This window comes from Ligilactobacillus equi DSM 15833 = JCM 10991 (genome assembly GCF_000615765.1).
Lineage (GTDB): Bacteria > Bacillota > Bacilli > Lactobacillales > Lactobacillaceae > Ligilactobacillus > Ligilactobacillus equi.
Map to the genome: position 1 here is coordinate 1 of NZ_BAMI01000030.1, position 24,201 is coordinate 24,201.

Genomic DNA, 24,201 nt, shown 5'->3' on the forward strand with positions numbered 1-24,201 from the left:
ACGTTTCGGCTTGGGTAAAATCAGCAAATAAATCTAACTGTTGGCTGACTTGCACCCAATCAGCTTCCTTAGCCGGCATGACATCGCTGGCCACCACGGTAATTTTTTGGATTAGCATTTTCAGGTTTACTTGGCGCTGATAAATCTCTTTAAAACCCTTGAATAACCGACTTTGTAGGTCGGTATAGCGTTCAAAATTATAGCTTCCGTGGTCATGTTTGGGTAACGCCCGGCCATAGTAATCTGTGGCTAAAGCTCCTTGATAACCTTGCTTCAAATTCTTGACGTCATAGTCAATCGTTAAGATTAATTACTTCGAAATTGAATTTAAATCTGTTAGATAAGAAATTAATGCTTAACAGAGAAACTGTCTAGTAAACGTGAAATACGGCTATCTAATGTCGGATGCGTTGAGAAGAGATTAGAGAACCAGGAGCCGACTTGGCCAACGTTAAAATATAATTCGTGACCCAAAGCTCCACCGCGTGGCATAACATGTTTATCTCCCCGCAATTTTTGCAAAGCGCGAATCATACCATCTGGATTTCTGGTAAAGTTTACAGATGAAGCATCTGCCAGATATTCACGTTGTCGTGACAACATGAAATAGAGAATTTTACTGATAGGGATCCCGATGCAAGTTATAACTAGGCCAATAAATAAAATTACGGCACCAATTAAGTAGAAAATAATTTGAAAATAAAAATTGTTGAAGCGTGTACGAAAAAAACTAAACGCAAAGTAAAGGGCGCCTAATCCCAGTGAAGAAATAAGCCAGCTAGTACACTTATAATTGTAGTAACTTGTGTATCGTAATTTTTAATATGAGCTAGTTCATGACCAATGACAGCTTGAAGTTCATCATTTTCCATCATTTGAAGTAGACCCGTCGTTACAGCAATGCTAGCGTGCTGAGGGTTACGACCAGTAGCAAATGCGTTAGGACAAGCAGTTTGAATTAGATACACACGTGGCATTGGGAGCGCAGCTGCGATACAAAGTTCTTCAACCATAGAAAATAATTGTGGATAATCGGCAGGGTGAAGTTCATTTGCATCGTTAATTTGCATAAGCACATTGGCAGCGTAGAAGTAGGAAATAGTGGCGTAAATTACTGAACCAGTAAAGAACCACAAAGCAAATTTGACTCCAAATATGTAACCTAGAAAACTAGCAAGTAATACCATCAAAACAGCAAATAAGAAGAGAACGATGATGGTGTTACGTTTATTAGCTGAAATTTGTTGATAAAGCATAAAAAACTCCTTTCTTTTCTCAGTACATCATAGCATGTTTCAATGCATCTTGAATGGTGAAATTTAAAAGAATAGAAAAATTGATTGTCCACAATACTGGATGAAAATGACGCTTTCTTTTATTTTCATGGAAGTTTCTGACGGTTTTTGATGATTTGTGATTGCTTTTTTAGTTTGAGGATGATAGTATATTGTAGGGAGTGATGGAAGTGCTTGCAGAAAAAAGACAAGAGATTATCTTGAAAATGCTTAAGAACGATAATATCGTCAAGATTCAAGATATTTGCAATCAAACTGCCTGCTCAGAATCTTCAGCTCGTCGTGATTTACAACTCTTGGAAGAACAAGGCTTGTTAACACGCGTGCATGGGGGAGCAAAGCTCAAGTACTCATTGCAACAAGAGCTTGATGTGGTTGGAAAATCCGTCCAAAATACAAGTGAAAAGGCCGCCTTGGCCAAATACGTGGCGACCTTGATTCAGGAGAATGATGTTCTTTATCTCGATGCGGGGACGACTACTTTGAATGTGGTTGATTACTTGCGACCTGGGATGAAGGTTACCGTAGTCACTAATGGCGTTAGTCACGCTTCAAAGTTAGCTGACCGGGGCATCCAAACCATTGTCCTAGGTGGTCGTCTCAAAGACAACACTAAGGCAGTGGTTGGCAGTCAGGCTTTAGCAGCTTTAAGTTCATATCGCTTTAATAAAGCAATTATTGGCATTAATGGGATTCATCCCCAATACGGACTGACAACGCCTGATCCTGATGAAGCAGCTTTAAAACGCTTGGCCATTGAGCAAAGTGAACAAACTTTTGTTCTGGCAGATGCCAGTAAGTTTTCGGCGGTTTCCTTTGTGCAAATTGCAAACCTTGACCAAGTGGAAATAGTGACGGGAAAATTACCAGCTCACATCCGGCGCCAATATAACAACCAAACATCTATTCAGGAGGTTTTTAAATGATTTACACAGTTACTGTAAATCCTTCAATTGACTACATTGTGCAATTAGAAGAATTAACCTTAGGCGAAGTTAATCGCATGGACTACAGCAACATGTTGCCTGGGGGAAAGGGAATTAATGTTTCCCGTATCTTGGGTGAACTTGGTGTCGCTAGCGAAGCCTGGGGATTTTTAGGTGGTTTCACCGGTCAATTCGTGGATGAAGCTTTGCAAAAGGTTGGTTTGAAGACAAACTTTACCAAAATTGCCGCGGATACTCGGATTAACGTGAAAATTAAAGCCCAAGAAGAAACTGAAATCAACGGTCAAGGGCCTACGATTTCTGAAGCTGAAGTGGCAGCTTTCACTGCACAATTTGATAAGTTGACTGAAGATGACGTTGTAATTTTTGCGGGTTCTTTAGTGCCTAGCTTGGATGAAAGTTTTTACTTTGACTTAATCAAGTTAATTCGCTCTAAGGGAGCGCAATTTGTGATTGACACAACTGGTGAAAGCTTGATGAAGACTTTAGAACAACAACCACTAGTTGTAAAGCCCAACAATCACGAGTTAGCCGAATTATTCGGTGTGAAGTTTGATGGCATTGACGATATCGTAAAGTACGGTCGTAAGTTATTAGATTTAGGGGCGCAAAATGTCTTAATCTCTATGGCTGGTGACGGTGGTTTAATGATTACGAAGGACAAGGTTTACCGCTCCTTAGCACCTAAGGGTACGGTCGTTAATTCTGTAGGGGCCGGTGACTCCATGATTGGTGGTTTCGTAGGAACTTACGCAAAGACCAAAAATCCTATGGAAGCTTTCCGTTACGGTTTAGCTTGTGGTTCTGCGACTGCCTTCTCTGAAGACCTAGCCAACCGCGCTAAGATTGACGAAATCTTACCACAAATTGAAATTACTGAATATTAAAAAGTAAACTAAAATAATAAGAAAAGGAAGTGTAACAATGGACATTCGTGATTTATTGATGAAAGATATCATGATTATGGATTTGAAGGCAACTTCTAAATCTGAAGTAATCGACGAAATGGTTCACCAATACTTCGTAAAAGGCATCATTAATGATGAAGAAGTATACAAGGCAGATATTATCAAACGTGAAGAACAATCCACAACTGGGATGGGGGGCGGAATTGCCATTCCTCACGCTCATGACGAAGCAGTTGTGAAGCCAGCGGTGTTATTCGCGCGTAGTAAGGCAGGGATTGATTACGAATCATTCGATGGTCAACCAGCTCACTTATTCTTCATGATTGCTGCGCCAGAAGGTGGCGACAACACTCACTTACAAGCTCTAGCAGCTTTATCCAAAGTGTTAATGAACCCTGAAGTGGTAGAAGAATTAAAGGGTGCTGAAACCCCTGATGACGTACAAGACGTCTTTGCTAAGGCAATTGCGGCTCAAGAAGAAGAAGAACGTCAACGTGAAGAAGCGCAAAAGGCTAAGGAAGCCGCTGCCGCTGCTTCTAACGAAGAACGTCCTTACATTGTGGCTGTTACCGCTTGTCCTAATGGGATTGCCCACACTTACATGGCCGAAGAAAACTTGATTAAGACTGCTGAAAAGATGGGCGTTGATATCAAAGTTGAAACTAATGGTTCTGAAGGTATTAAGCACCGCTTAACACCGGATGAAATCAATCGTGCCGCTGGGGTTATCGTGGCTGCTGATAAGAAGGTGGAAATGCCTCGTTTTGATGGTAAGCCATTGGTTAACAAACCAGTTACAGCTGCTATCAAGAATGCTGAAGACTTGATTCAAACGGTTCTTGACGGTAATGCACCAACTTTCCACTCTACAGGTGCAGACGCATCTACTTCGGCTGAATCAGATGGTACAGTTTGGGGAAACATCTACAAGCAATTGATGAACGGAATTTCCCACATGTTGCCATTTGTTATCGGTGGTGGGATTTTAATGGCTCTTTCCTTCATCGTAGAACAATACATGGCCGGTGGTGCTAAGAACCCTGCCTTTATTTTCTTAAATGGTGCTGGTAACTTAGCCTTTGCCTTCATGGTTCCTGTTTTAGCGGCCTACATTGCTGAATCAATCGGTGACACTCCAGCCTTAATGCCTGGTTTTGTCGGTGGTTTCATGGCTTCGATTGCGAATGCTTCCTTAGGCGGGACATACCCAGTTAACTTCATGAAGGACTCAACTTCACCAGCTGGTTTCTTGGGTGGTTTAGCCGCCGGTTTTATTGCCGGTTACTTAATGTTGGGTATGAAGAAGGTAGCTGCGCACTTACCTAAGTCCGTTGAAGGAATGAAGCCAATGTTGATTTACCCAATCTTTGGCTTGCTCTTCATTGCTTTGATTATGTACTACATTATCAACCCAATTTTCTCTGGCATTAACTTAGCTATTACCCACTTCTTGAACGGGATGGGGACAGGTAATATCGTTGTACTTACCATGATTTTAGCTGGGATGATGTCCATTGATATGGGGGGTCCTTTCAACAAAGCAGCTTACGTCTTTGCTTCTGGGGCCTTTGCTAACGACCCAACTTCTAAGACTTCTGCAATTTTGATGGCGTCTGTAATGGTGGGGGGAATGATTCCTCCATTTGCTACGGCTATTGGGACAGCTTTCTTCAAAAACAAGTACACGGAAGACGAACGTCGTGCCGGGGTTTCTAACTGGGTGCTTGGTTTCTCCTTTATCACAGAAGGTGCTATTCCATTTGCCACAGCCGACCCAGGTCGGGTTATTCCTTCATGTATCATCGGTTCTGCAATCGGTGGTGCTTTAGTTGGGATGCTTAAAGTTGGTGTGCCTGCCCCTCACGGTGGTTTCTGGGTGACACCATTAGCAACTAACATTCCAGGTTACATCATCGCTGTTTTAGTTGGTTCAATTGTAGCGGCAGTGATTATGTCTGTTTGGAAAAAGCCAGTTAACAAATAAGAATTAGTTTAAAAACGCTCTGTCAGTCTGGCAGGGCGTTTTTGTCTTTTAGAAAGTAAAATTTGAGACGAGATTTTTAACGAATGGAGTTAGGTATGTTATAATTTGTTTAGCTGTAAAGAAAAGAGGGAGACCAATGAAAAGAGGATTTGAAATTGTTTCAAAGTATGCCCAGGATGGTTTAACTTTACCTGGTCGGGCAACCAAAAAAGCCGCGGGCTATGATTTTTGTGCTCGTGAAGACTTTGTGTTACCAAGTATTTGGAAGCGCAACTTTATTAGAATTTTGTGGATGCTTTTCCATAAAAAGGCTCCCACTGAAATTGATTATTTAAATGGTCAAAAAGACCTCAAGCCGTATTTAGTGCCTACGGGTATCAAAGCTTATATGGCTGAAAATGAGTTTCTCATGTTGGCAAATCGCTCCTCTAATCCGCTTAAGCGTAATTTGATTTTACCTAACGGAGTTGGAATTGTAGATGCGGATTATTACAACAATGAAAGTAATGAAGGTGAAATCTTTTTCCAGCTGATTAATTTTGGTCTTAAAGATATCACCATTAAAAAGGGTGAGCGCATAGGTCAGGGGATTTTTATGCCTTATCTCTTGGCGGACAATGATTTAGGTCCGAAAAAAGAAAGAACTGGGGGCTTTGGCTCCTCTGGCGTAAAATAGGAAGGTGAAGATGTGGCAAAGGTTAAAACACAATATGTATGTCAAAACTGTGGCTATAACTCACCTCGTTATCTTGGACGTTGCCCTAATTGTGGCAACTGGAATACTCTAGTTGAAGAAATTCAAAAAAAAGAAACGTCTACTAGTAAAGTGGCGACCCAACCTCGGATCACTTTGGGAGGGAGTCGGATTCAACCAGAACTTTTGGATAAGGTAGCGGTACATGAAACACCCCGGGTGAAGACGGAGCTTTTAGAGCTGAACCGTGTCTTGGGTGGTGGTATTGTACCAGGTTCGCTAGTTTTAATCGGGGGAGATCCAGGAATTGGGAAGTCTACCTTATTATTGCAAGTTTCAGGACAATTAGCGCATAAGCATGGGCGAGTTCTTTATGTTTCAGGGGAAGAAAGTGCTACTCAAATTAAAATGCGGGCAGATCGGCTAGACGTCGGTGGAGATGAATTTTACCTTTATCCAGAAACGGACATGACGGCCATTAAGGAAAACATTAGTCAATTAAAGCCGGATTATGTCATTATTGATTCGGTACAAACTATGCAAGAACCGGAAATGTCTTCAGCCGTGGGATCGGTGGCCCAAATTCGAGAAGTAACGGCAGACTTAATGCAACTTGCTAAAACTAACGGTATCACTGTCTTTGTGGTTGGTCATGTGACCAAGGGTGGGGCTATTGCCGGACCAAAAATCCTGGAACACATGGTGGATACGGTGCTCTATTTTGAGGGAGATCAACAAAGAACCTACCGCATTTTACGGGCGGTGAAGAATCGTTTTGGTTCCACTAACGAAATTGGGATTTTTGAAATGCGAACTAGTGGGTTAACGGAAGTAACTAATCCTTCGGAACTTTTTTTGGAAGAAAGATTACAAGGTGCCACCGGCTCAGCCGTGGTGGTTTCGCTGGAAGGAACACGACCTATTTTAGTTGAATTACAGGCTTTAGTGACGCCAACTTCTTTCGGGAATGCTAAGCGGACAACCACGGGGCTTGACCACAACCGGGTTTCATTGATTATGGCGGTTTTGGAAAAAAGAGCAGGTCTGCTTTTGCAAAATCAAGATGCCTACCTCAAGGCAGCAGGTGGCGTAAAATTAGATGAACCAGCAATTGATTTAGCGTTAGCGGTTAGTTTGGTTTCGAGTTACCGTGACCAGGAAACTCGCCAAAGTGACTGTTTCATCGGTGAACTTGGCCTGACTGGTGAAGTGCGTTCAGTAACCCACATTGAACAACGAGTCATGGAAGCGGCTAAGATTGGTTTTAAGCGGGTCTTTGTGCCGCAAAATAACTTAGGGGACTGGCAAGTTCCCACCAATATCGAAGTAGTTGGCGTAAAGACCTTAAATCAGGCTTTAAAATTAGCATTTGGTGAAAGGTAGGAGATTTAATGCGGAGACGATTGATTATTTTAGTTGCAGCGCTCTTAGGGGCGGGAATCGGCTATTCTTTCTTCCCGATGATTTGGGAAGCTGCAAATGTTGAGTGGGGGGTTAACCCTGTTATGAACTTGGCTTTAGGGATTATCCTCTTTTTGATGCTGGCCTTTATTTTGGCAAGGCCGGTGGAAAGGGTCATTAAGCGCTTAGAAATGAGTTTGACTCAACAAAAGCCGGAAGTTTTACTAACTGAGGGACTCTCAGTGATTATTGGTTTAGTTTTAGCAGTATTGATTTCTACTTTATTTACGCATTCGCAATTATTCTTTTTCAATACCATAATGCCGGTAGTCTTGATGATTGTCTTTGCTTATTTAGGCTGGGTCGTGGGGCGGACGCGCTTTATTGATCTACCTAAACTCTGGGCTAAACGTCGTCAAGAAGCCCAGCCAGTGGTTAAAGAAGAACCGCAAGCCCAACATGAAGTGCTTGAGAGAAAGGCTGACGATAACTTTTACAAGTATAAGTTACTTGATACCAACATTTTAATTGATGGTCGCATTTACGATTTAGTGAAGACCGGCTTTATTGAAGGGACTTTAGTAATCCCTAACTTTGTCTTGTATGAGTTGCAATATATTGCCGATTCGGGTGATAGTATTAAACGGGTGCGGGGACGTCGCGGGTTAGATATTTTGAACAAGCTTCGTTCTGAAAAGATTGTTCCCATTGAAATGTATGAGGGTGACTTTGAGGATATTAGTGAAGTTGATAGTAAATTAATCAAGTTGGCTAAAATTATGGATGCGGTGATTGTTACTAATGACTACAACCTCAATAAGGTGAGTGAGTTTCAAAATGTTCAGGTCTTAAATGTGAATGCTTTAGCTAAAGCTTTGAAAGCACGGGTTATTCCAGGTGAGAAGCTGACGGTCATGGTGATTAAGAAGGGAACTGAACGCCAACAAGGGGTTGCTTACCTGGATGATGGGACCATGATTGTGGTTGAAGATGGGCGCTACTTCATGAATAAAAATATTGAAGTCGAAGTGACTTCTGCCTTGCAAACAGATGCTGGACGCATGATTTTTGCGAAACCAACGCATTCTCAAAGAAAATTGAAGTAGCAGGTTTATTTTTCCGGCTAATAAGTGTAAAATTAGGGAGAACATCTGCATAAGCAGAAGCAATTGAATAAAAATAAATAGCAAGAAAGAGGCGTCAAAATTGGCAAAGAAAAAGATTCGTGTACGTTACGCTCCAAGTCCAACGGGACACTTACACATTGGTAACGCGCGGACAGCATTATTTAACTACTTGTTTGCACGTAAGAACAAAGGGACTTTTGTGATTCGGATTGAAGATACCGACCAAAAGAGAAATATTGCTGATGGTGAAAAGAGTCAATTAGAAAACTTAACTTGGTTAGGAATTGACTGGGATGAAGGTCCTGATAAGCCAGGTAAGGTGGGCCCATATCGGCAATCAGAACGTAAAGATATCTACGAACCATTAATTCAAGAATTATTGGATAAGGATTTAGCTTACGAATCTTACATGACCGAAGAAGAATTAGCGGCCCAACGTGAAGAACAAAAGGCTAATGGGGAACCACCTCGTTACATCTACGAATACGAAGGAATGTCTGCTGAAGAAATTAAAGCTTCCCAAGAAGCAGCTAAGGCTAAGGGTATTAAGCCAGTTGTTCGGATTCGCGTACCTCACAATGTTGTTTACGAATGGGATGACATGGTTAAAGGTAAGATTAGCTTCAATTCTGATACAATCGGGGGCGACTTCGTCATTAAGAAGCGTGATGGTATGCCAACTTACAACTTTGCCGTGGTAGTTGATGATCACTTAATGGAAATTACTCACGTTTTACGGGGGATGACCACGTAGCTAACACACCTAAGCAAATGGCAGTTTATCAAGCCTTCGGTTGGGATATACCAGTCTTTGGCCACATGTCCTTAATTATCAACACAGAAACAGGTAAGAAGTTATCCAAGCGGGATGAATCCGTCTTACAATTCATTGAACAATATCGTTCCTTAGGTTACTTACCAGAAGCGATGTTTAACTTCATCGCCTTACTTGGTTGGTCACCAGTTGGGGAAGATGAAATCTTCTCTCGCCAAGAATTTATCAAGATGTTTGATGAAAAACGCTTGAGTAAGTCACCAGCTGCCTTTGATGGTAAGAAATTAGAATGGATCAACAACCAATATGTGAAGTCTGCTAACGATGACCAAATCGTACACTCTGCTTTACTACAATTAATCAAAGCTGGCAAAATCGCTCAAGACCCATCTGCTCAAGAGATTGAATGGGCTCGTAAGTTAATTTCTGTTTACAAGCAAGGAATGTCTTACACAGGTCAAATCGTTGATATGGCGGAAATCTTCTTCGAAGAACCACCTGCCCTAACTGACGAAGCTAAGGCTGAATTAGCTGAAGAAAGTGCCAAGACGGTTTTAACGGAATTTGCTAAGAAAGTAGCGAATATGGAAATTTTTGATGCTGTTTCTGTCATGGCGGCTATCAAGGAAATCCAAAAGGAAACTAAGATTAAGGGGCGTAAGTTATTCATGCCAGTGCGAATTGCCACTACGCGTGAAATGCACGGCCCTGAGTTAGGACCAGCCATTGAATTACTGGGACGTAAGAAGGTCTTAAGCCATTTAGAACAAACAATGACAGAAATGGGCTTTTAAACTAATGTGAAAAAGCCAAAAAGTCCGGCTATTTCAGATAACCGGGCTTTTTTTAGAAAGGAAGGTCCAAAAAAGATGCTTCAATTTTATAACACCTTAAGTAACCAAAAAGAGGTTTTTAAACCACTAAATGAAGGTCGGGTCACGATGTATGTCTGTGGACCAACCGTCTATAATTATATCCACATTGGTAATGCTCGTTCCGCGGTGGCTTTTGATACCGTGCGTCGCTATTTGGAATATCGGGGTTTTGAAGTTAATTATGTCTCTAATTTTACCGACGTAGACGACAAGATTATTCGAGTTAGCCAAGAAAGTGGTCTAAGCGTCCAAGCAGTAACGGATAAATATATCGCAGCCTTTTACGAAGATATCACAGCTTTAAATGTTAAAAAAGCAACCTTAAATCCCCGGGTTATGGATAATATGGCTGATATTATTGCTTTTGTTGGAGAGCTTATTGAAAAAGGCTACGCCTATGAAGCTCAAGGTGATGTTTATTACCGAGCCCGTAAATTTACGGATTATGGTAAACTTTCCGGTCAAGCTGTGGATGACTTGGAATTAGGTGCTAGTCAACGGGTGGATAACCTTGACCAAGGTAAAAAAGAAGATCCGTTAGATTTTGCCTTGTGGAAAAAGGCCAAGGAAAATGAAATTTCTTGGGATTCTCCTTGGGGGGCTGGGCGGCCTGGTTGGCACATTGAATGTTCTGTAATGTCGACTAAATACCTGGGTGACACGATTGATATTCACGCTGGGGGCCAAGACTTAGAATTTCCCCATCACGAAAATGAAATCGCTCAAAGCGAAGCCAAGACAGGTAAGAAATTTGCTAACTACTGGCTGCACAATGGTTTTGTGACGGTCGGCGAACAAGATGAGAAAATGAGCAAGTCTTTAGGGAACTTTGTTACCGTCCATGATTTAGTACGCCAAGAAGACCCGCAAGTAATTCGTTTCTTGATGGCTACGACCCAATATCGTCGACCAATTCGTTACAGTCAAATGAGTTTAGCGGAAGCTCGGACCAATCTCGACAAGTTACGTAATGCGATTGATAACTTACGCTTCCGCCAAGTCGATGCTTTGGAACAAGCTTTAAGTGCTGAAGTAAGTCAAAAAGTTACTGACTTTAAGCAAGCTTATATTGAAGCGATGGATGATGATATTAATGTCCAAAATGGTTTAGCGGTGATTTACGAACTAGCTAAGTTCATGAACATTTACAGCGAACAAGCCCAAGTGAGTTTAGCGGATTTACAGCTCTTAGAAACAGTCTTCTTAGAAATGACAGCCGTGTTAGGTTTAGAATTTACAACGCAAGCCGGTGATGATGATGCGAAAATTGACCAAATGGTCAAAGACCGTGACTTAGCCCGGAAAAATAAAGATTTCCAAACCAGTGATGCCTTACGTGATGAACTCCAAGCAATGGGAATTATTTTGGAAGACACCCCCCAAGGGACACGTTGGAAACGAAAGTAAGAGAAAAATAAATGAAATTAGATTATCGTCAATTAAATGGGATTGCCCTCGCTTATATGGGCGATGCGATTTATGAAGTATATGTCCGCCAACATCTTTTAGAAAATGGTTTAACCAAGCCCACAAAGCTTCACCACATCGCGACTCGTTATGTCTCTGCCAAGCTCAAGCCTTTTTAGTCGAACAATGGCAAGCTCAAGGTATTTTGACCGCAGAAGAAGAAGAATTCTTCCGCCGGGGGCGCAATGCGAAGAGTCATACCTCGGCTAAAAATACTAATGTGGTGACTTATCGGATTTCAACCGGTTTTGAAGCAGTCTTTGGCTACCTACACTTAAGTGGTCAAGCCGAACGTGTGGCCTGGTTAGCGGACTGGTGTATAAAAACAGTAGAAAGTAAAGGTAAAACACGTGGATAAGAAAAATACTCCGAATACTGACCAAGACTTTATCATTGGGCGTCATCCAGCCCAAGCGGCTTTAAAGAGTGGTCAAGAAATTAACAAGGTTTTTGTGCAATCCGGCCTTAAAGCTGATGCGATTCATGACATTGTTAAATTAGCCCAAAAGAAAAATATCATTGTTTCCCAAGTCCCTAAGTCAAAACTGGACTTGTTATCGGACAACCAAAATCACCAAGGGGTGGTCTTGGCAGTGGCAGCGTATGCCTATGCTAGTGTGGATGACATCTTTGCGGCTGCAGAAGTGAAGGGGGAAGACCCCTTTATCATGATTTTGGATGGAATTGAAGATCCTCACAATTTGGGTTCTATTATGCGGACTGCTGATGCTTTTGGAGTACACGGAATTATTATTCCAAAGCGTCGAGCCGTACAGTTGACTTCCACGGTAGCGAAGACTTCTACGGGAGCCATTGAATACGTACCGGTAGCGCGGGTAACTAACTTGGTGCAAACCGCCAAAGAACTTCAAAAGCGGGGCGTGTGGATTTTTGGAACGGATATGCAGGGAACTGACTTTAGAAAATGGTCAGCTAAAGGTCCAACTGCTGTCGTTATTGGTAATGAGGGTAAAGGGATTTCACCTTTACTCAAGAAAGTCTGTGATGACATGTTAACTATTCCAATGGTTGGGCATGTTCAAAGTCTCAATGCTAGTGTCGCAGCCAGTCTCTTAATCTGCCAAGGTTTTACCTCACGAGGTAACTAAAATGAAACATCAGGTATTAATTGTTGATGCCTATAATATGATTGGTCATTGGCCAGAATTAGAAAAGCTCAAGAAAAAAGACGAATTAGCCTTAGCGCGAGATGAGTTATTGCAAATTTTGTCCCGCTACCACAAACAAGCTTACGATGAAATTATCGTGGTTTTTGATGCTATGTTTGTACCGGGAATGACCAGGTCTTACAAACAATATAATTTAGAAGTCGTTTGGACTGATGAAGGACAAACGGCAGATACGTATATTGAATCTTTAGCAGGTCGATTGATGAATCCTTTAACACTAGTCACAGTTGCGACTAGTGATCAAGCAGAACAATGGGTGATTTTCTCGCAAGGAGCCTTAAGAAAGCCAGCTTGGGAGTTATACCAAGACATCAAGCGTGCTAATAAGGAAAACTCCGTGGCTGCTAAGGTCTACCAAGACCAAGCTTCTGTGCGTCAGAATCCTTGGGGTGATGATCAATTAGACAAACTTGGTAAGCTCCGTGATGAATTAATGGGAAAATAGTTGCATAGTTCTCTAATTTTTATGAAAAAGGGGCGTAAGAGGCTGGGAAATAAAAGTCCGAAACCAGAAAAGTAAGATACTGGCGCGGACTTTTTGTAGTTATTTTGTGTTAGTCGTATCACGGTATGATAAAATGTTAACCATTGACACTTATTGAAATTTCATGCTAAAGTAGGTTGAAGAAAAGATACGGAGGAAACTATGGCTAACAAAAAAATTGCCTTGGCGTGTGCACAATGTGGTTCACGTAATTACACAATCACAGAAAACCCTCAACGCCAACAACGTTTAGAAGTAAAGAAGTTCTGTAAGTATTGCGGGCAACACACCCTTCACCGTGAAACTAAGTAGCGAGGTGAGCTCAATGAAGTTTATTAAAAGTGTTTTTCAAACAATGCGCGATACAACCTGGTTAAATGCTAAAGAAACCCGGCGTGACACTACAACCGTAATTGCAATGTCGATTGCTTTTGTTGTTTTCTTTGCTGTCGTGGATTACTTAGTTCAATTAGGTTTATCAACCTTTATTAACTAGTCAAATAAAAAGCTCCGTTCACAAAATCTGTGAATGGAGCTTTTTAAATATATTAAACTAATTCTTTAACTTGGTCGTAGTCGATTTCTGTTGAAGTTTCACGTCCGAACATATCGATGGCAACAGTCAACTTCATCTTATCCTTGTCAATTTCTGTAATGCGACCAACTTGATCTTTGAATGGTCCGGAAATGATGGTAATGTTTTCGCCAACTTCAAGATCCATATCAGGGTGCTGTGAACTCATATTTAAACCATGTAAGATGTGGTTGATTTCTTCGTCTAAAAGTGGTGCTGGTTTAGAACCAGAACCGTGGGAACCAACGAAACCAGTAACTCCGGGAGTGTTACGCACAACGAACCATGATTCGTCGGTCATTACCATTTCTACTAAAACGTAACCAGGGAAGTCGTTAGTTTTAACAGTTTTTTCCTTACCTGTCTTAGTAATTTCAGTGTGTTCTTGTTCAGGTACAACAACGCGGAAGATGTTATTTTCCATTCCCATGGATGTTGCCCGAGATTCAAGGTTTTCTTTAACTTTGTTTTCGTAACCAGCGTAAGTATGTAGAACATACCATTGTTTTGCAAATGATTCTGCCATGATATTTCCTCCTAAAAAATTAATTCAAAATAAAAAAGCTTCCAAAAACGGTAAGCTTGCGACAACCAAAGTATAGCAAAAAATTGGTTAAATAGCAATCATCAGGGAAAGTTATTACAAACTTAATTGGAAAATAACATAGTGATACATTTCAGAAATGTGGTTTTAAGAATTTGCTGAAAATACTCGCTGGTGAGGCTTGCAAATAGCCGAGTTTAATGCTATATTATTCTAGTATGCTTATGGTATACGCGTGGGAGGCCGAAAACTGATTGGCCATCCGTACCACAAATACAAGGAGGTTTTTACCGTGGCAAAAAACGTTATTAACGTTGTTAAATTACAAATTCCTGCAGGGAAGGCAACTCCTGCTCCTCCAGTTGGTCCTGCCTTGGGTCAAGCTGGTATCAACATCATGGGATTCACAAAGGAATTCAACGCTCGTACTGCTGACCAAGCTGGTATGATCATTCCTGTTGTGATTTCTGTTTACGAAGACCGTTCATTCGACTTCGTTACTAAGACACCACCTGCTGCCGTATTATTGAAGAAGGTGCTGGTGTTGAAAAGGGTTCTGGTGAACCTAACACAAACAAGGTTGCTACAGTGACAAAGGCACAAGTGCAAGAAATCGCTGAAACAAAAATGCAAGATCTAAACGCTGCAGACGTAGAAGCTGCAATGCGCATGATTGAAGGTACTGCACGTAGCATGGGCTTCGTTGTAGAAGGCTAATTTAAATCTTTCTACGGCCATGCTTCTCAGTCGGACGCACTATGAAAGTAGTGACGTCAAGTGGGAGGTATATCCGATAGACCACATATTGCAAGGAGGAAATTACACTAATGGCTAAAAAGAAGAGCAAAAAGTATTTAGAAGCTGCAAAGCTTGTTGAAGCAGGTAAGGAATACACTGCTAACGAAGCTATTGCATTAGTTAAGGAAATGGACTTTGCTAAGTTCGACGCAACAGTTGAAGTTGCCTTCAACTTGAACGTTGACACTAAGCAAGCTGACCAACAATTACGTGGTGCCGTTGTTTTACCAAACGGTACTGGTAAAGACCAAAAGGTTGTTGTGTTTGCTAAGGGTGCCAAGGCTGCCGAAGCTAAAGAAGCTGGTGCAGACGTTGTTGGTGACGATGACTTAGTTGCACAAATCCAAGATGGTTGGTTGGACTTTGATGTTGCTATCGCAACACCAGACATGATGGCCCAAGTTGGTCGTTTAGGTCGTGTTTTAGGTCCTAAAGGTTTAATGCCTAACCCTAAGACTGGTACAGTTACTATGGACGTAGCTAAGGCTGTTTCAGAATCAAAAGCTGGTAAGGTTACTTACCGGACTGATCGTGACGGTAACGTGCACGTACCATTGGGTAAAGTATCATTCGATGATGCTGCTCTTGCAGGCAACTTCCAAACTATCTACGATGTAGTTGCTAAGGCTCGTCCAGCCGCTGTTAAGGGTCAATACATCAAGCACGTATCACTTGCTTCAACTTTCGGACCAAGTGTTACACTTGACTTAGCTTCTTTATAATCTAAAGAATACAGTTATTGTAAAAGGCACTCTCATTTATTTGAGGGTGCCTTTTTTACTATAAATGTAACCTAATTATTAGGATTAAGTAATTATTTTTGGGATGATATCATTCTACTTTCGGACTATTATGACTAAAAATTCAATACAAGCTCTTTTTAAAACCGAGGAGATGTGTGTTAAGATAAGGATGAAAGTAATAGGGGTGAGTTTTATGGAAAAAATATTGTATGTCATTTATGGTATGCATAAAACAGATAAAGTATCAGTGGACAAAATACTAAAGTATCATGCTAAAATTACCTTGCAATATATGGTGTGTCAAATATTAATTTTGATAATCGCAATCCTTGGAATAACGTGGTGGCAAGATTTAAAATTATTTGAATATTTGAGTTATGCAAGTAGCTTGTTGGTATATGTTTTCTTTGTGATTTTACCTTTAAATTTTGTACGAAGACAAAACTTGCAGGCTAAACGACAACTTACTACCAAGGAGAGGTTAATCCGTGGCTTTTTCCAATTATCAACATCGTTTTTGATGATATTATCAATTTTCAAAATTTTAAGAATAATGTAGCCTGAAGGATTTTATGAAAAGCTTGCATTCAAAGGGAGAAAAATTAATGAAAAAAAGTTTAGAATATCTAATTCCCGTTGTCGTGGGGTTGGCTATTGCCTTGATTATTAGAACCTTTTTGTTTTCTTTGGTTTCTGTTAGCGGAAATTCAATGGATCCTAATTTATATAATCGTGAGAAGGTTGTCTTAGTTAGGCAAGGACAGCTAAAAAGAGGAAAGGTTATTGTTTTTAAAGCTCATGGTGTCGATAAAGGGGCTACTCTTAAGACTTTGTATGTTAAGCGTGTAATCGGTTTACCAGGTGATGTGATTTCTTACCATAATGATGGTAGTTTATTTGTAAATGGGAAAAAACAAAGTCAAAGCTACATATCAAGAGCACAGCAGAAAGTAGGGACATTTCACTTGGTTAAACCGGAAGCCAAGGATGTATCATTAGGTACCGGAAGGAAATTTAGGGTGCCTAAAAACAAATATTTTGTTTTGGGGGATAATCGTCAAGTGTCTAATGATAGCCGCTACTATGGCTATGTCCCACGAGATAAGATTCTTGGGACAGTGTGGGTATTTTGGTGGCATGAGAAACAAAAGTTAATTAATGATTATCAACCTTAAAGAAGTGCCAAACGAAGCAAGATTTTAGGCTCAGAAAAAATCGCTAGAAAATTTATCGTTTTTAGGTAGACGATAATTTCTAGCGATTTTTTATTACTTTATAAGGTATTAGCGCTTGTATGGGTTGTTTAAGAGGCGCACGCGGGTGACAGCTGGAATTGCTTCGAGAAGAGCGACGATTTCTTGGGCTTCATGACCTTCCAAAGCATCGATGTCAACCATGGTGTAGGCATAGTTATCCTTGGCTGAGTTGACCAAATTTTCAATATTGATGCCTTCTTGGGCAATGACAGTAGAAATTTGCCCTAACATGTTAGGAATATTTTGGTGTAAGACGGTGATGCGGTGAGCACTCTTAAATGGTGCGTGGACATTAGCCATGTTAACGGAGTTGCGGATATTACCGGTTTCTAAGAATTCTTTAGTTTCTTGGGCGGCAATTTTGGCACAGCCGATTTCAGCTTCAATGGTTGAACCACCGATATGTGGCATAATTACCACATCGTCATTGTTCAAAATTAATTCGTCGGAGAAGTCGGTATAGTACTTTCGCACGGTGCCATCTTCAATAGCAGAAAGGACAGCTTGGTTATCGACAATACCAAGGCGAGCGAAGTTCAAGAGAACAGTGTTTGGCTTGAAGTAGGCAAATTCTTCATAAGAAATTAAATTGGTGGTTTCATGGTCCTTAGGAACGTGGACGGTAACAAAGTCAGCGTTTTGCACAGCGTCTTCAATCGTTTCGGCTCTTTGAATATTGCCAGAAAGGTTCCAAGCAGATTCAACTGATAGGTAAGGATCATAACCAATAACCTGCATACCGAGGTCAATCCCGATATTAGCAACTAAAGACCCGATGTGGCCTAATCCGATGACGGCTAAGGTTTTGCCGGCCAATTCAGTTCCATTAAAGTTGGTCTTTTCTTTTTCGGTACGCAAGGTAATATCAGCTCCGGGTTGCGCATTAGCGGACCATTCTGCAGCGGCGATAATATTACGACTGGCCATAATCATGGAGGCTACAATTAATTCCTTCACGGCATTAGCATTCCCACCTGGGGTATTAAAGACAATGGTCCCGTTTTCTAAGGCTCTATCCAAGGGAATGTTGTTGAAACCTGCGCCACAACGAGCAATGGCCTTTAAGGATGAAGGAAATTCGTGTTCATGAAGGTCGATTGAACGTACCAGGTAAGCATCTGGGTTATCAGTTTTATTGATGGCATAGTTACGACCAAATTCGGCTAAACCTTCCTTGGCGATAGCATTGTAAGTTTTAATTTGATACATATTATTTTTCCTCCCTAGTTGGTATGGTTACGTTCGAATTCTTCAATAAAGTGACACAGGGCTTCGACCCCGGCATACGGCATGGCATTGTAGAGACTAGCGCGCATACCGCCGACTAAGCGGTGCCCCTTAAGATTTAAGAGGCCAGCTTGGCTAGCAGCGTGGATAAATTCTGCGTCTAATTCCTTAGAATCTGTGACAAAAGGAATATTCATCAAGGAGCGGTAAGCTTTTGCAACTTTGTTATGGAAAAGTTGAGAATTATCTAAGCAGTTATAGAGCAGTTGCGCTTTACGTTGATTTTCTTGTGCAATGGCTTCAATACCACCTAGGTTCTTGAGCCATTCCAAAACGAGATTGGCGACGTAGACTTGGAAAACTGGTGGAGTATTAAGAGCTGACTCTTTTTGACTTTGCGCCGTGTAGTCAAGCATCGAAGGTAGATTAGCAACTTGGTCTAAAAGGGATTTTTTTAAAACCACAATGGTTAGACCTGCAGGTGCGAGATTCTTTTGGGCCCCGGCGTACATGAGGTCGAACTTTTCAAAGGGGTACTCTTGTCCTAAAAAATTCGAAGAAATATCAGCAACTAAAGGTGTACTGGTATCAGGCAGTTCATAATAGGCATTCCCCATGATAGTGTTATTAGTGGTGATATGTAGGTAATCATAGGTGTCAGTCGGGATTTCAGGAATTTCAGGAATTGTGGTGAAAGTCCCATCCGTATTTTCTGAAGAAGCTAGGACATCCACTGTCAGGCCGGGGATCTTTTGTGCTTCCTGGATGGCACGTTGTGACCAGTGACCAGTATTAATATAGGCAACTCGGTGGTGTTTGTGGGCTAAGTTGAGGGGAAGCATGGTAAATTGTAGGCTGGCCCCTCCGCCGAGGAATAAAACGTCATAAACTGTAGCGTCTAGGTGCATTAAGTTCAAAAGATTTTGTTTAGCAGCTTGGTAGACATGAGTGTAGAGGGGGGAACGGTGTGAAATTTCCAAGATACTCATGTGAGAATTTTCGAAATTCAAAAGTTCGGCTTGGACTTTCTCTAAGACCGGCTGTGGTAAGGTAGCGGGACCGGCAGCAAAATTATATGTAGGCATAGCATTTTTCCTCCAATTCTAAATGAAAAGGCACTCACTTGGTAAAGTGAGTGCCGCTGAAAGTCTAATTTTATTAAGGGCCTCACTTTGATTGGTGAAGGCCATGACAAAGTTGGCCTTCTAAAGACGAGAAGACCGAGAAGAGGAAGTAGCTGTGTGTTTGATTAAGTTAAGCATATATTTTTTCCTCCTCATTTAGTTCATAACCACATTATAAGCACGCTTATATTAAAAAGCAAGGAGATTTTTAAAATAGGGACTAAAAAGTTAGTTGCACGAATCCTAAAAGTTGATTTATCTGATATAATAAAAAAAATTACACTTTTACGGGGGTTTAGAAATGACTGAATTATACATTATTCGCCACGGTCGGACCTTTGCAAATGAAGCTGGTTTGAAGCAAGGGCAAATTAATGGAGAAAATACTTACTTAAATGATATGGGAAAACAACAAGCGCAAAACTTAGCGGCTAACTTTGATTTGACAGGTTTTGATGCTATTTATGTTTCGCCTTTACAAAGAACACGGGATACAGCAGCCATTTTAAATACGCAGGCTCAAATACCAGTTTATGAAGATGAACGTATTTTAGAAATTTCCTATGGGCAGTGGGATGGTCACTACAACCAAGAATTAATGGATCAATACCCCGAATATTTCTCGGATTTAACTAAGGATGTTAATGAACGTTATATTGAAGTGGCTACTAAAGGTGAAAGTTTTACCGATGTGGAACAACGGGTGGCAGATTTTGTAGTAGCAGTGACCCAAAAGCACCCACAAGGCAAGATTGCCGTGGTAACGCATGGCTTTACAGTCCGTTCTTTTGCGATTAATGCAACCAAGTCATCCGGGACAACCATCCTTGAACCAGATAACTGTTCCGTAACTAAAATTTTGGTCGATCCTGAAAATGGAGATCAGCATGTAGTCTACTACAATCGAGGGGTGTCAGGTTTTTAAAAAAAGTTGTAAAAAATGTTGACGTTGCGATATTAGGTATGTTATTCTAATAAAGGTCAATTTTATATGATTCTACCGAAGACTCAGGTGGCGTAAGCCTTAATATCCTGCCGAGGAGATTTTTAATTAATTCTCTCTCTATGTCTTCGTGAACATAGGGTTTTTTTATTACTTCAAAACCTTTTGACACAATGACTAGGAGGTGAATCAAAAGTGAGTGAACAAATTATCGCAAAGAAAGCTGCGATTGTTGAAGAAACAGTGGAAAAATTCCAAAACGCTGCTTCTGCAGTCGTAGTTGACTACCGTGGTTTAACTGTTGAACAAGTAACTAACTTACGTAAAGACTTACGTGAAGCTGGCGTTGAAATGCGTGTTATCAAGAACTCATTCTTACGTCGCGCTGCTGAAAAGCTTGGCTACGAAGGTTTGGAAGACGTATTTGTTGGTCCTACAGCCGTTGCATTTTCAAACGAAGATGTTGTTGCTCCAGCACGTATCTTGGCTAATTATGCTAAGGACATCGAAGCTTTGGAAATTAAGGGTGGTTTGATTGACGGTGAAGTTGTTTCTGTTGATGAAATCAACGCTCTTTCCAAGTTACCAAACAAGGAAGGTATGCTTTCAATGCTTCTTTCCGTACTTCAAGCTCCTGTTCGCAACTTCGCTTATGCAGTTAACGCAGTTGCTGACAGCAAAGAAGAAGGCGCAGCTTAATGCGTCAATGCAAGGCTTTCTTGCACTAAACTAATTAACAATTAATAAATTACCTAATGGAGGAAAATCATAATGGCATTAGATACAGAAAAGATTGTTGCTGATTTAAAAGAAGCAACTATCCTTGAATTAAACGACTTAGTTAAAGCAATCGAAGAAGAATTTGGTGTTTCTGCAGCTGCTCCAGTTGCTGTAGCAGGTGCTGCTGGTGGCGACGCTGCTGAAAAGACTGAATTTGATGTAGAATTAACTGACGCCGGTGCAGGTAAGGTTAAGGCTATCAAGGTAGTTAAGGACATTACTGGCCTTGGCTTGAAGGATGCTAAGGGTCTTGTTGACAACGCTCCTTCTGTTATCAAGGAAGGCGTTTCTAAGGAAGAAGCCGAAGAAATCCAAGCTAAGCTTGAAGAAGTTGGCGCAAAGGTTACTCTTAAATAATCTTGTCCACTTCAAAAAGGATGCTCGTACTCGTTTGAGTGCGAGTATTTTTTTGCATTTATTGTGGAAAAGTGAGCTATAATAGAGAAGGAAAGTTATCCACAGGTGGATAAGTGGGGGTGAAAAGGTGTTTTTAAAACAAGTTATTGGGGTCAGACAGTTAGTAGAATTTATTTTAAAACGTGGGGATTTAGGAGGTAGTAGTCAATCTGCCACCAATCCTTTAGCAGCTCAAGATGGAGTGGTTATCCACAAGCGACTGCAAAGTAAGTTTCCAGCAAATAGTCGTAATGAAGTTAGTCTCAAGTACGAACTAGAACTAGGAGGACAAACCTGGATTATTCAAGGGCGTGCCGACGGAATTACCTATAATGACCAGGATGAACCTGTTAAGATTATCGAAATTAAAACCTCAACGGCAGATTATGCTGACTTGAAAGAAAGTACCTTGGATCTCTACTTTGGACAGGCCACATTGTATGCTTATTTCTTGATGCGAGAGTATGACTTAGTGCAAATGGAAATTGAGTTACTATATGTCTCAACTGTGACGGAAGCGATAGAAAAGGTAACTAAAACTCTTACGTTAGCAGAAGCTGAGATTTTATTTGAGAAAGTCACGCAAGAATTTGCTGCTTGGGTAACCTTAAAGCAAGAATTAACCGCAGCTAAGTTGAGTTCTTTGAAGGCCTTGAAATTTCCCTTTTCGGCCTATCGTCAGAATCAACGGGAACTGGCAGTAGCCGTCTACAAAGCCATTGCTTTAAAGAAACGTCTTTTTGTGGAAGCCCCGACTGGAACCGGTAAAACCATGTCGACGCTTTTTCCGGCCTTGAAAGCCATGGGGGAAGCCAAGACGCAACGTGTATTCTATCTGACGGCTAAGCAAAGTACCCGGCAAGTGGCCGTTCAAGCTCTGGAGATTTTACAAGTTGATATACGGGCGGTTGTTTTGAATGCCAAGGAGCAAATGATTTTTCCCGAGGAAAAGGATTTAGAAGATGACGAGAATCCTTATATGTTAGGTATTATGATCGTTTACGGCCAGCCTTGAAGGATATTTTAGAACATGAAAGCCTTATGGATAAGGAAGTGATTCGCCAGTATGCTCAAAAGTACACCATCGATCCCTTTGAGTTTTCTTTGGATATTAGCTTGTTTTGCGACTTGGTGATTTGTGATTATAATTATCTCTTTGACCCACGGGTTTACTTGCAACGTTTCTTTTCTAGTCAAGATCAAGGTAACTTTTTTTTGATTGATGAAGCGCACAACCTGGTCAATCGGGCGCGGGAGATGTATACAGCGACGGTCACGGAAAAAGTTTTTGAGAACTTGGTTGATTTGTTGAAAGATACTACTTTTACTGGCTTAAAAAAGCAATTAAACAAAGTAATTAGCCAGTTTACTAGTGTGAAGGAGCCGATGTTAGAATATCAACAAGAAGAATTATTGTTGGATGAGAAACTGCCTTCTTTGACTAAAAGCTTACAAAAGTTTATCGATTATATGTTGATTTGGCTGAAAAAGCACCAAGGCTATAATCACAAGGACGAAATTATGGAGACCTTTTTTCAGGCATACACTTTTTTAAAAATTTCTGACTTCTATGATGCTACCTTCCGAACCGGCTTGCTTTACAAGAGGGGAGTTGTCAGGTTGAAGTTTTTTGCCTCAATCCGAGTGCACTCTTAGACCAATCTTTGGCACTGGGTGGTGGCGCGGTTCTCTTTTCAGCCACTCTTTCACCTTTACCATACTATCAAGAACTTTTAGGTGGTCAGGAAAATAGTCTAGCTTATCGCTTAGCTTCACCGTTTCCGGCGGAGAATCTTAGGGTGCTAGTGGCGCCAAATTTAAAAATGACTTATCGTTATCGTCAACAAAATCTTAGTCGTGTGGTGAAGATGGTCGGCGCTATGCAGGCAAGTCATCCAGGCAATTACCTTGTTTTTTGTCCATCCTTTAAATTGTTAGATGAAGTGGTGCAAGCTTTCAATCAAGCTTATCCAACGATTAAAACTTTGGTGCAAACAAGTGACATGTCATCTCAGGAAAGGCAGGAATTTTTAGCGGCTTTCAAGGATCAGCCAACAAGTTCGCTCGTTGCTTTTGCAGTCTTAGGGGGGATTTTTGCAGAAGGAATTGATTTGAAAGGACGTAAGCTAGAAGGAGTTGCAATTTTGACGGTTGGTTTACCAAGATTAGATTTGAAAAATGATGCTCTCAAGGACTATTTTGATTGCAAAGGTGAAAATGGCTTTTTACAAGCCTATCAATTACCAGGTTTAAATAACGTTTTCCAAGCCGCTGGGCGAGTTATTCGCACGGCGGAGGATTGTGGTGTGGTCTTACTTTTGGACGAGCGTTTTGCACAAAGACGCTATTATCAGTATTTTCCGCCACAGTGGCAAGTGCAAAACTTCTCTGACCAACAGTTACCTGCAATTTTAGATGATTTTTGGGAGACAGTTTTACAAAAAGCGCATTAAATTAGGTATGAGCGTCACTGTTTAGTGTGCTTTTTTCAATTATGGATACTTATTCGGCACTATAATTGAGGATGACACTAACTTGAACATTGAAGGTGTAGGCATTAAAAGAAATAAAGATAGGGCTTTCGTTGAATGTTAGAAGTGAGCAGGTTATTTTCCGTAAAAACTAAAAGAGAAATGTATTGATATTTTTCTCCTCAAAGCCTATTAAAG

General features: G+C 41.0%; 25 protein-coding genes, 4 pseudogenes and 1 other annotated feature. Of the genes and pseudogenes, 23 read left to right on the plus strand and 6 right to left on the minus strand.

From position 1 onward, the window contains the following. From JCM10991_RS13160 to JCM10991_RS16170, 3 genes and pseudogenes are all read right to left on the minus strand, one after another. A pseudogene (locus JCM10991_RS13160) lies at window positions 1-277 on the minus strand (hypothetical protein); the annotation flags it as partial. A 71-nt stretch (window positions 278-348) separates the two neighbouring features. Continuing rightward, complete coding sequence (locus JCM10991_RS16165) at window positions 349-771, minus strand: M48 family metalloprotease (protein ID WP_081781965.1); 423 nt, start codon at window positions 769-771, stop codon at window positions 349-351. Next, window positions 753-1,256 carry a M48 family metalloprotease gene (locus tag JCM10991_RS16170; RefSeq protein ID WP_051527982.1) on the minus strand — a complete coding sequence of 168 codons (504 nt, stop codon included), beginning with the start codon at window positions 1,254-1,256 and terminating at the stop codon, window positions 753-755. The genes JCM10991_RS16165 and JCM10991_RS16170 overlap by 19 nt, the downstream gene beginning before the upstream one ends. 209 nt (window positions 1,257-1,465) lie before the next feature. Between JCM10991_RS16170 and JCM10991_RS07260 the strand changes: the two genes are divergently transcribed. The 13 genes and pseudogenes from JCM10991_RS07260 (at window position 1,466) to secE (ending at window position 13,643) form a co-directional block, all read left to right on the plus strand. Further along, the gene (locus tag JCM10991_RS07260; protein ID WP_025020990.1) at window positions 1,466-2,221 is read left to right on the plus strand and encodes a DeoR/GlpR family DNA-binding transcription regulator; all 756 of its coding nucleotides are present in this window, start codon (window positions 1,466-1,468) and stop codon (window positions 2,219-2,221) included. Continuing rightward, on the plus strand, window positions 2,218-3,129 hold the full coding sequence (pfkB, locus tag JCM10991_RS07265) for a 1-phosphofructokinase (RefSeq protein ID WP_023859061.1): 912 nt from the start codon (window positions 2,218-2,220) through the stop codon (window positions 3,127-3,129). Before JCM10991_RS07260 ends, pfkB begins: the two co-directional genes overlap by 4 nt. A gap of 37 nt (window positions 3,130-3,166) precedes the next feature. After that, window positions 3,167-5,134: a PTS fructose transporter subunit IIABC gene (locus JCM10991_RS07270; protein WP_025020991.1), complete on the plus strand. Its 1,968-nt coding sequence runs from the start codon at window positions 3,167-3,169 to the stop codon at window positions 5,132-5,134. 136 nt (window positions 5,135-5,270) lie between these two features. Beyond that, complete coding sequence (locus tag JCM10991_RS07275; protein WP_023859063.1) at window positions 5,271-5,810, plus strand: dCTP deaminase/dUTPase family protein; 540 nt, start codon at window positions 5,271-5,273, stop codon at window positions 5,808-5,810. 12 nt (window positions 5,811-5,822) lie between these two features. Further along, a complete protein-coding gene (radA, locus tag JCM10991_RS07280; protein ID WP_025020992.1) occupies window positions 5,823-7,211 on the plus strand; it encodes a DNA repair protein RadA in 1,389 nt (462 codons plus the stop codon). Window positions 7,212-7,219: 8 nt separating this feature from the next. Beyond that, window positions 7,220-8,335, plus strand: coding sequence for a PIN/TRAM domain-containing protein (locus JCM10991_RS13170; RefSeq protein WP_035188356.1), 1,116 nt, complete (start codon window positions 7,220-7,222; stop codon window positions 8,333-8,335). A 100-nt stretch (window positions 8,336-8,435) separates the two neighbouring features. After that, window positions 8,436-9,925: pseudogene (gene gltX / locus JCM10991_RS13175) on the plus strand (glutamate--tRNA ligase). A 75-nt stretch (window positions 9,926-10,000) separates the two neighbouring features. Further along, window positions 10,001-11,413: a cysteine--tRNA ligase gene (cysS, locus tag JCM10991_RS07295; RefSeq protein WP_025020993.1), complete on the plus strand. Its 1,413-nt coding sequence runs from the start codon at window positions 10,001-10,003 to the stop codon at window positions 11,411-11,413. 56 nt (window positions 11,414-11,469) lie between these two features. Next, a pseudogene (locus JCM10991_RS13180) lies at window positions 11,470-11,831 on the plus strand (Mini-ribonuclease 3). Beyond that, complete coding sequence (rlmB, locus tag JCM10991_RS07305; protein ID WP_025020994.1) at window positions 11,824-12,582, plus strand: 23S rRNA (guanosine(2251)-2'-O)-methyltransferase RlmB; 759 nt, start codon at window positions 11,824-11,826, stop codon at window positions 12,580-12,582. The pseudogene JCM10991_RS13180 and the gene rlmB overlap by 8 nt, the downstream one beginning before the upstream one ends. Before the next feature lies 1 nt (window position 12,583). Continuing rightward, entirely contained in the window at window positions 12,584-13,108 is a 525-nt protein-coding gene (locus JCM10991_RS07310; RefSeq protein WP_025020995.1) for an NYN domain-containing protein, read from the plus strand. 201 nt (window positions 13,109-13,309) lie between these two features. Beyond that, a complete protein-coding gene (gene rpmG / locus JCM10991_RS07315) occupies window positions 13,310-13,459 on the plus strand; it encodes a 50S ribosomal protein L33 (RefSeq protein WP_025020996.1) in 150 nt (49 codons plus the stop codon). A 13-nt stretch (window positions 13,460-13,472) separates the two neighbouring features. Beyond that, window positions 13,473-13,643: a preprotein translocase subunit SecE gene (gene secE, locus JCM10991_RS07320; protein ID WP_023859071.1), complete on the plus strand. Its 171-nt coding sequence runs from the start codon at window positions 13,473-13,475 to the stop codon at window positions 13,641-13,643. Window positions 13,644-13,695: 52 nt separating this feature from the next. On the opposite strand, the gene nusG is transcribed toward secE, so the two are convergent. Beyond that, window positions 13,696-14,247 carry a transcription termination/antitermination protein NusG gene (gene nusG / locus JCM10991_RS07325; protein WP_023859072.1) on the minus strand — a complete coding sequence of 184 codons (552 nt, stop codon included), beginning with the start codon at window positions 14,245-14,247 and terminating at the stop codon, window positions 13,696-13,698. A 310-nt stretch (window positions 14,248-14,557) separates the two neighbouring features. Between nusG and rplK the strand changes: the two are divergent. The 4 genes and pseudogenes from rplK to lepB all read left to right on the plus strand — a co-directional run bounded on the left by rplK (window position 14,558) and on the right by lepB (window position 16,981). Then, window positions 14,558-14,982, plus strand: a pseudogene (rplK, locus tag JCM10991_RS07330) (50S ribosomal protein L11). Between the two features lie 110 nt (window positions 14,983-15,092). After that, on the plus strand, window positions 15,093-15,785 hold the full coding sequence (gene rplA / locus JCM10991_RS07335) for a 50S ribosomal protein L1 (protein WP_023859074.1): 693 nt from the start codon (window positions 15,093-15,095) through the stop codon (window positions 15,783-15,785). A gap of 214 nt (window positions 15,786-15,999) precedes the next feature. After that, window positions 16,000-16,365 carry a hypothetical protein gene (locus JCM10991_RS07340; RefSeq protein WP_035188361.1) on the plus strand — a complete coding sequence of 122 codons (366 nt, stop codon included), beginning with the start codon at window positions 16,000-16,002 and terminating at the stop codon, window positions 16,363-16,365. A gap of 46 nt (window positions 16,366-16,411) precedes the next feature. After that, entirely contained in the window at window positions 16,412-16,981 is a 570-nt protein-coding gene (lepB, locus tag JCM10991_RS07345; RefSeq protein ID WP_025020999.1) for a signal peptidase I, read from the plus strand. A gap of 108 nt (window positions 16,982-17,089) precedes the next feature. On the opposite strand, the gene JCM10991_RS07350 is transcribed toward lepB, so the two are convergent. Together JCM10991_RS07350 and serC are read right to left on the minus strand one after the other, a co-directional pair. After that, entirely contained in the window at window positions 17,090-18,271 is a 1,182-nt protein-coding gene (locus JCM10991_RS07350; protein ID WP_025021000.1) for a phosphoglycerate dehydrogenase, read from the minus strand. A gap of 14 nt (window positions 18,272-18,285) precedes the next feature. Then, entirely contained in the window at window positions 18,286-19,374 is a 1,089-nt protein-coding gene (gene serC / locus JCM10991_RS07355; RefSeq protein WP_023859077.1) for a 3-phosphoserine/phosphohydroxythreonine transaminase, read from the minus strand. Between the two features lie 340 nt (window positions 19,375-19,714). Between serC and JCM10991_RS07360 the strand changes: the two genes are divergently transcribed. The 6 genes from JCM10991_RS07360 (at window position 19,715) to JCM10991_RS15790 (ending at window position 23,985) form a co-directional block, all read left to right on the plus strand. Beyond that, window positions 19,715-20,338 carry a histidine phosphatase family protein gene (locus JCM10991_RS07360; RefSeq protein WP_023859078.1) on the plus strand — a complete coding sequence of 208 codons (624 nt, stop codon included), beginning with the start codon at window positions 19,715-19,717 and terminating at the stop codon, window positions 20,336-20,338. 57 nt (window positions 20,339-20,395) lie between these two features. Continuing rightward, window positions 20,396-20,514, plus strand: a sequence feature (ribosomal protein L10 leader region). A gap of 37 nt (window positions 20,515-20,551) precedes the next feature. Further along, window positions 20,552-21,055 carry a 50S ribosomal protein L10 gene (gene rplJ, locus JCM10991_RS07365; RefSeq protein ID WP_025021001.1) on the plus strand — a complete coding sequence of 168 codons (504 nt, stop codon included), beginning with the start codon at window positions 20,552-20,554 and terminating at the stop codon, window positions 21,053-21,055. Between the two features lie 72 nt (window positions 21,056-21,127). Next, a complete protein-coding gene (gene rplL, locus JCM10991_RS07370) occupies window positions 21,128-21,493 on the plus strand; it encodes a 50S ribosomal protein L7/L12 (protein WP_023859080.1) in 366 nt (121 codons plus the stop codon). 127 nt (window positions 21,494-21,620) lie between these two features. Then, a complete protein-coding gene (locus JCM10991_RS15780; RefSeq protein WP_051527983.1) occupies window positions 21,621-22,547 on the plus strand; it encodes a DEAD/DEAH box helicase in 927 nt (308 codons plus the stop codon). A 26-nt stretch (window positions 22,548-22,573) separates the two neighbouring features. Continuing rightward, window positions 22,574-23,188: an ATP-dependent DNA helicase gene (locus JCM10991_RS15785; RefSeq protein WP_051527984.1), complete on the plus strand. Its 615-nt coding sequence runs from the start codon at window positions 22,574-22,576 to the stop codon at window positions 23,186-23,188. A gap of 8 nt (window positions 23,189-23,196) precedes the next feature. Beyond that, a complete protein-coding gene (locus JCM10991_RS15790; RefSeq protein WP_051527985.1) occupies window positions 23,197-23,985 on the plus strand; it encodes an ATP-dependent DNA helicase in 789 nt (262 codons plus the stop codon). Window positions 23,986-24,201 lie beyond the last annotated feature (216 nt).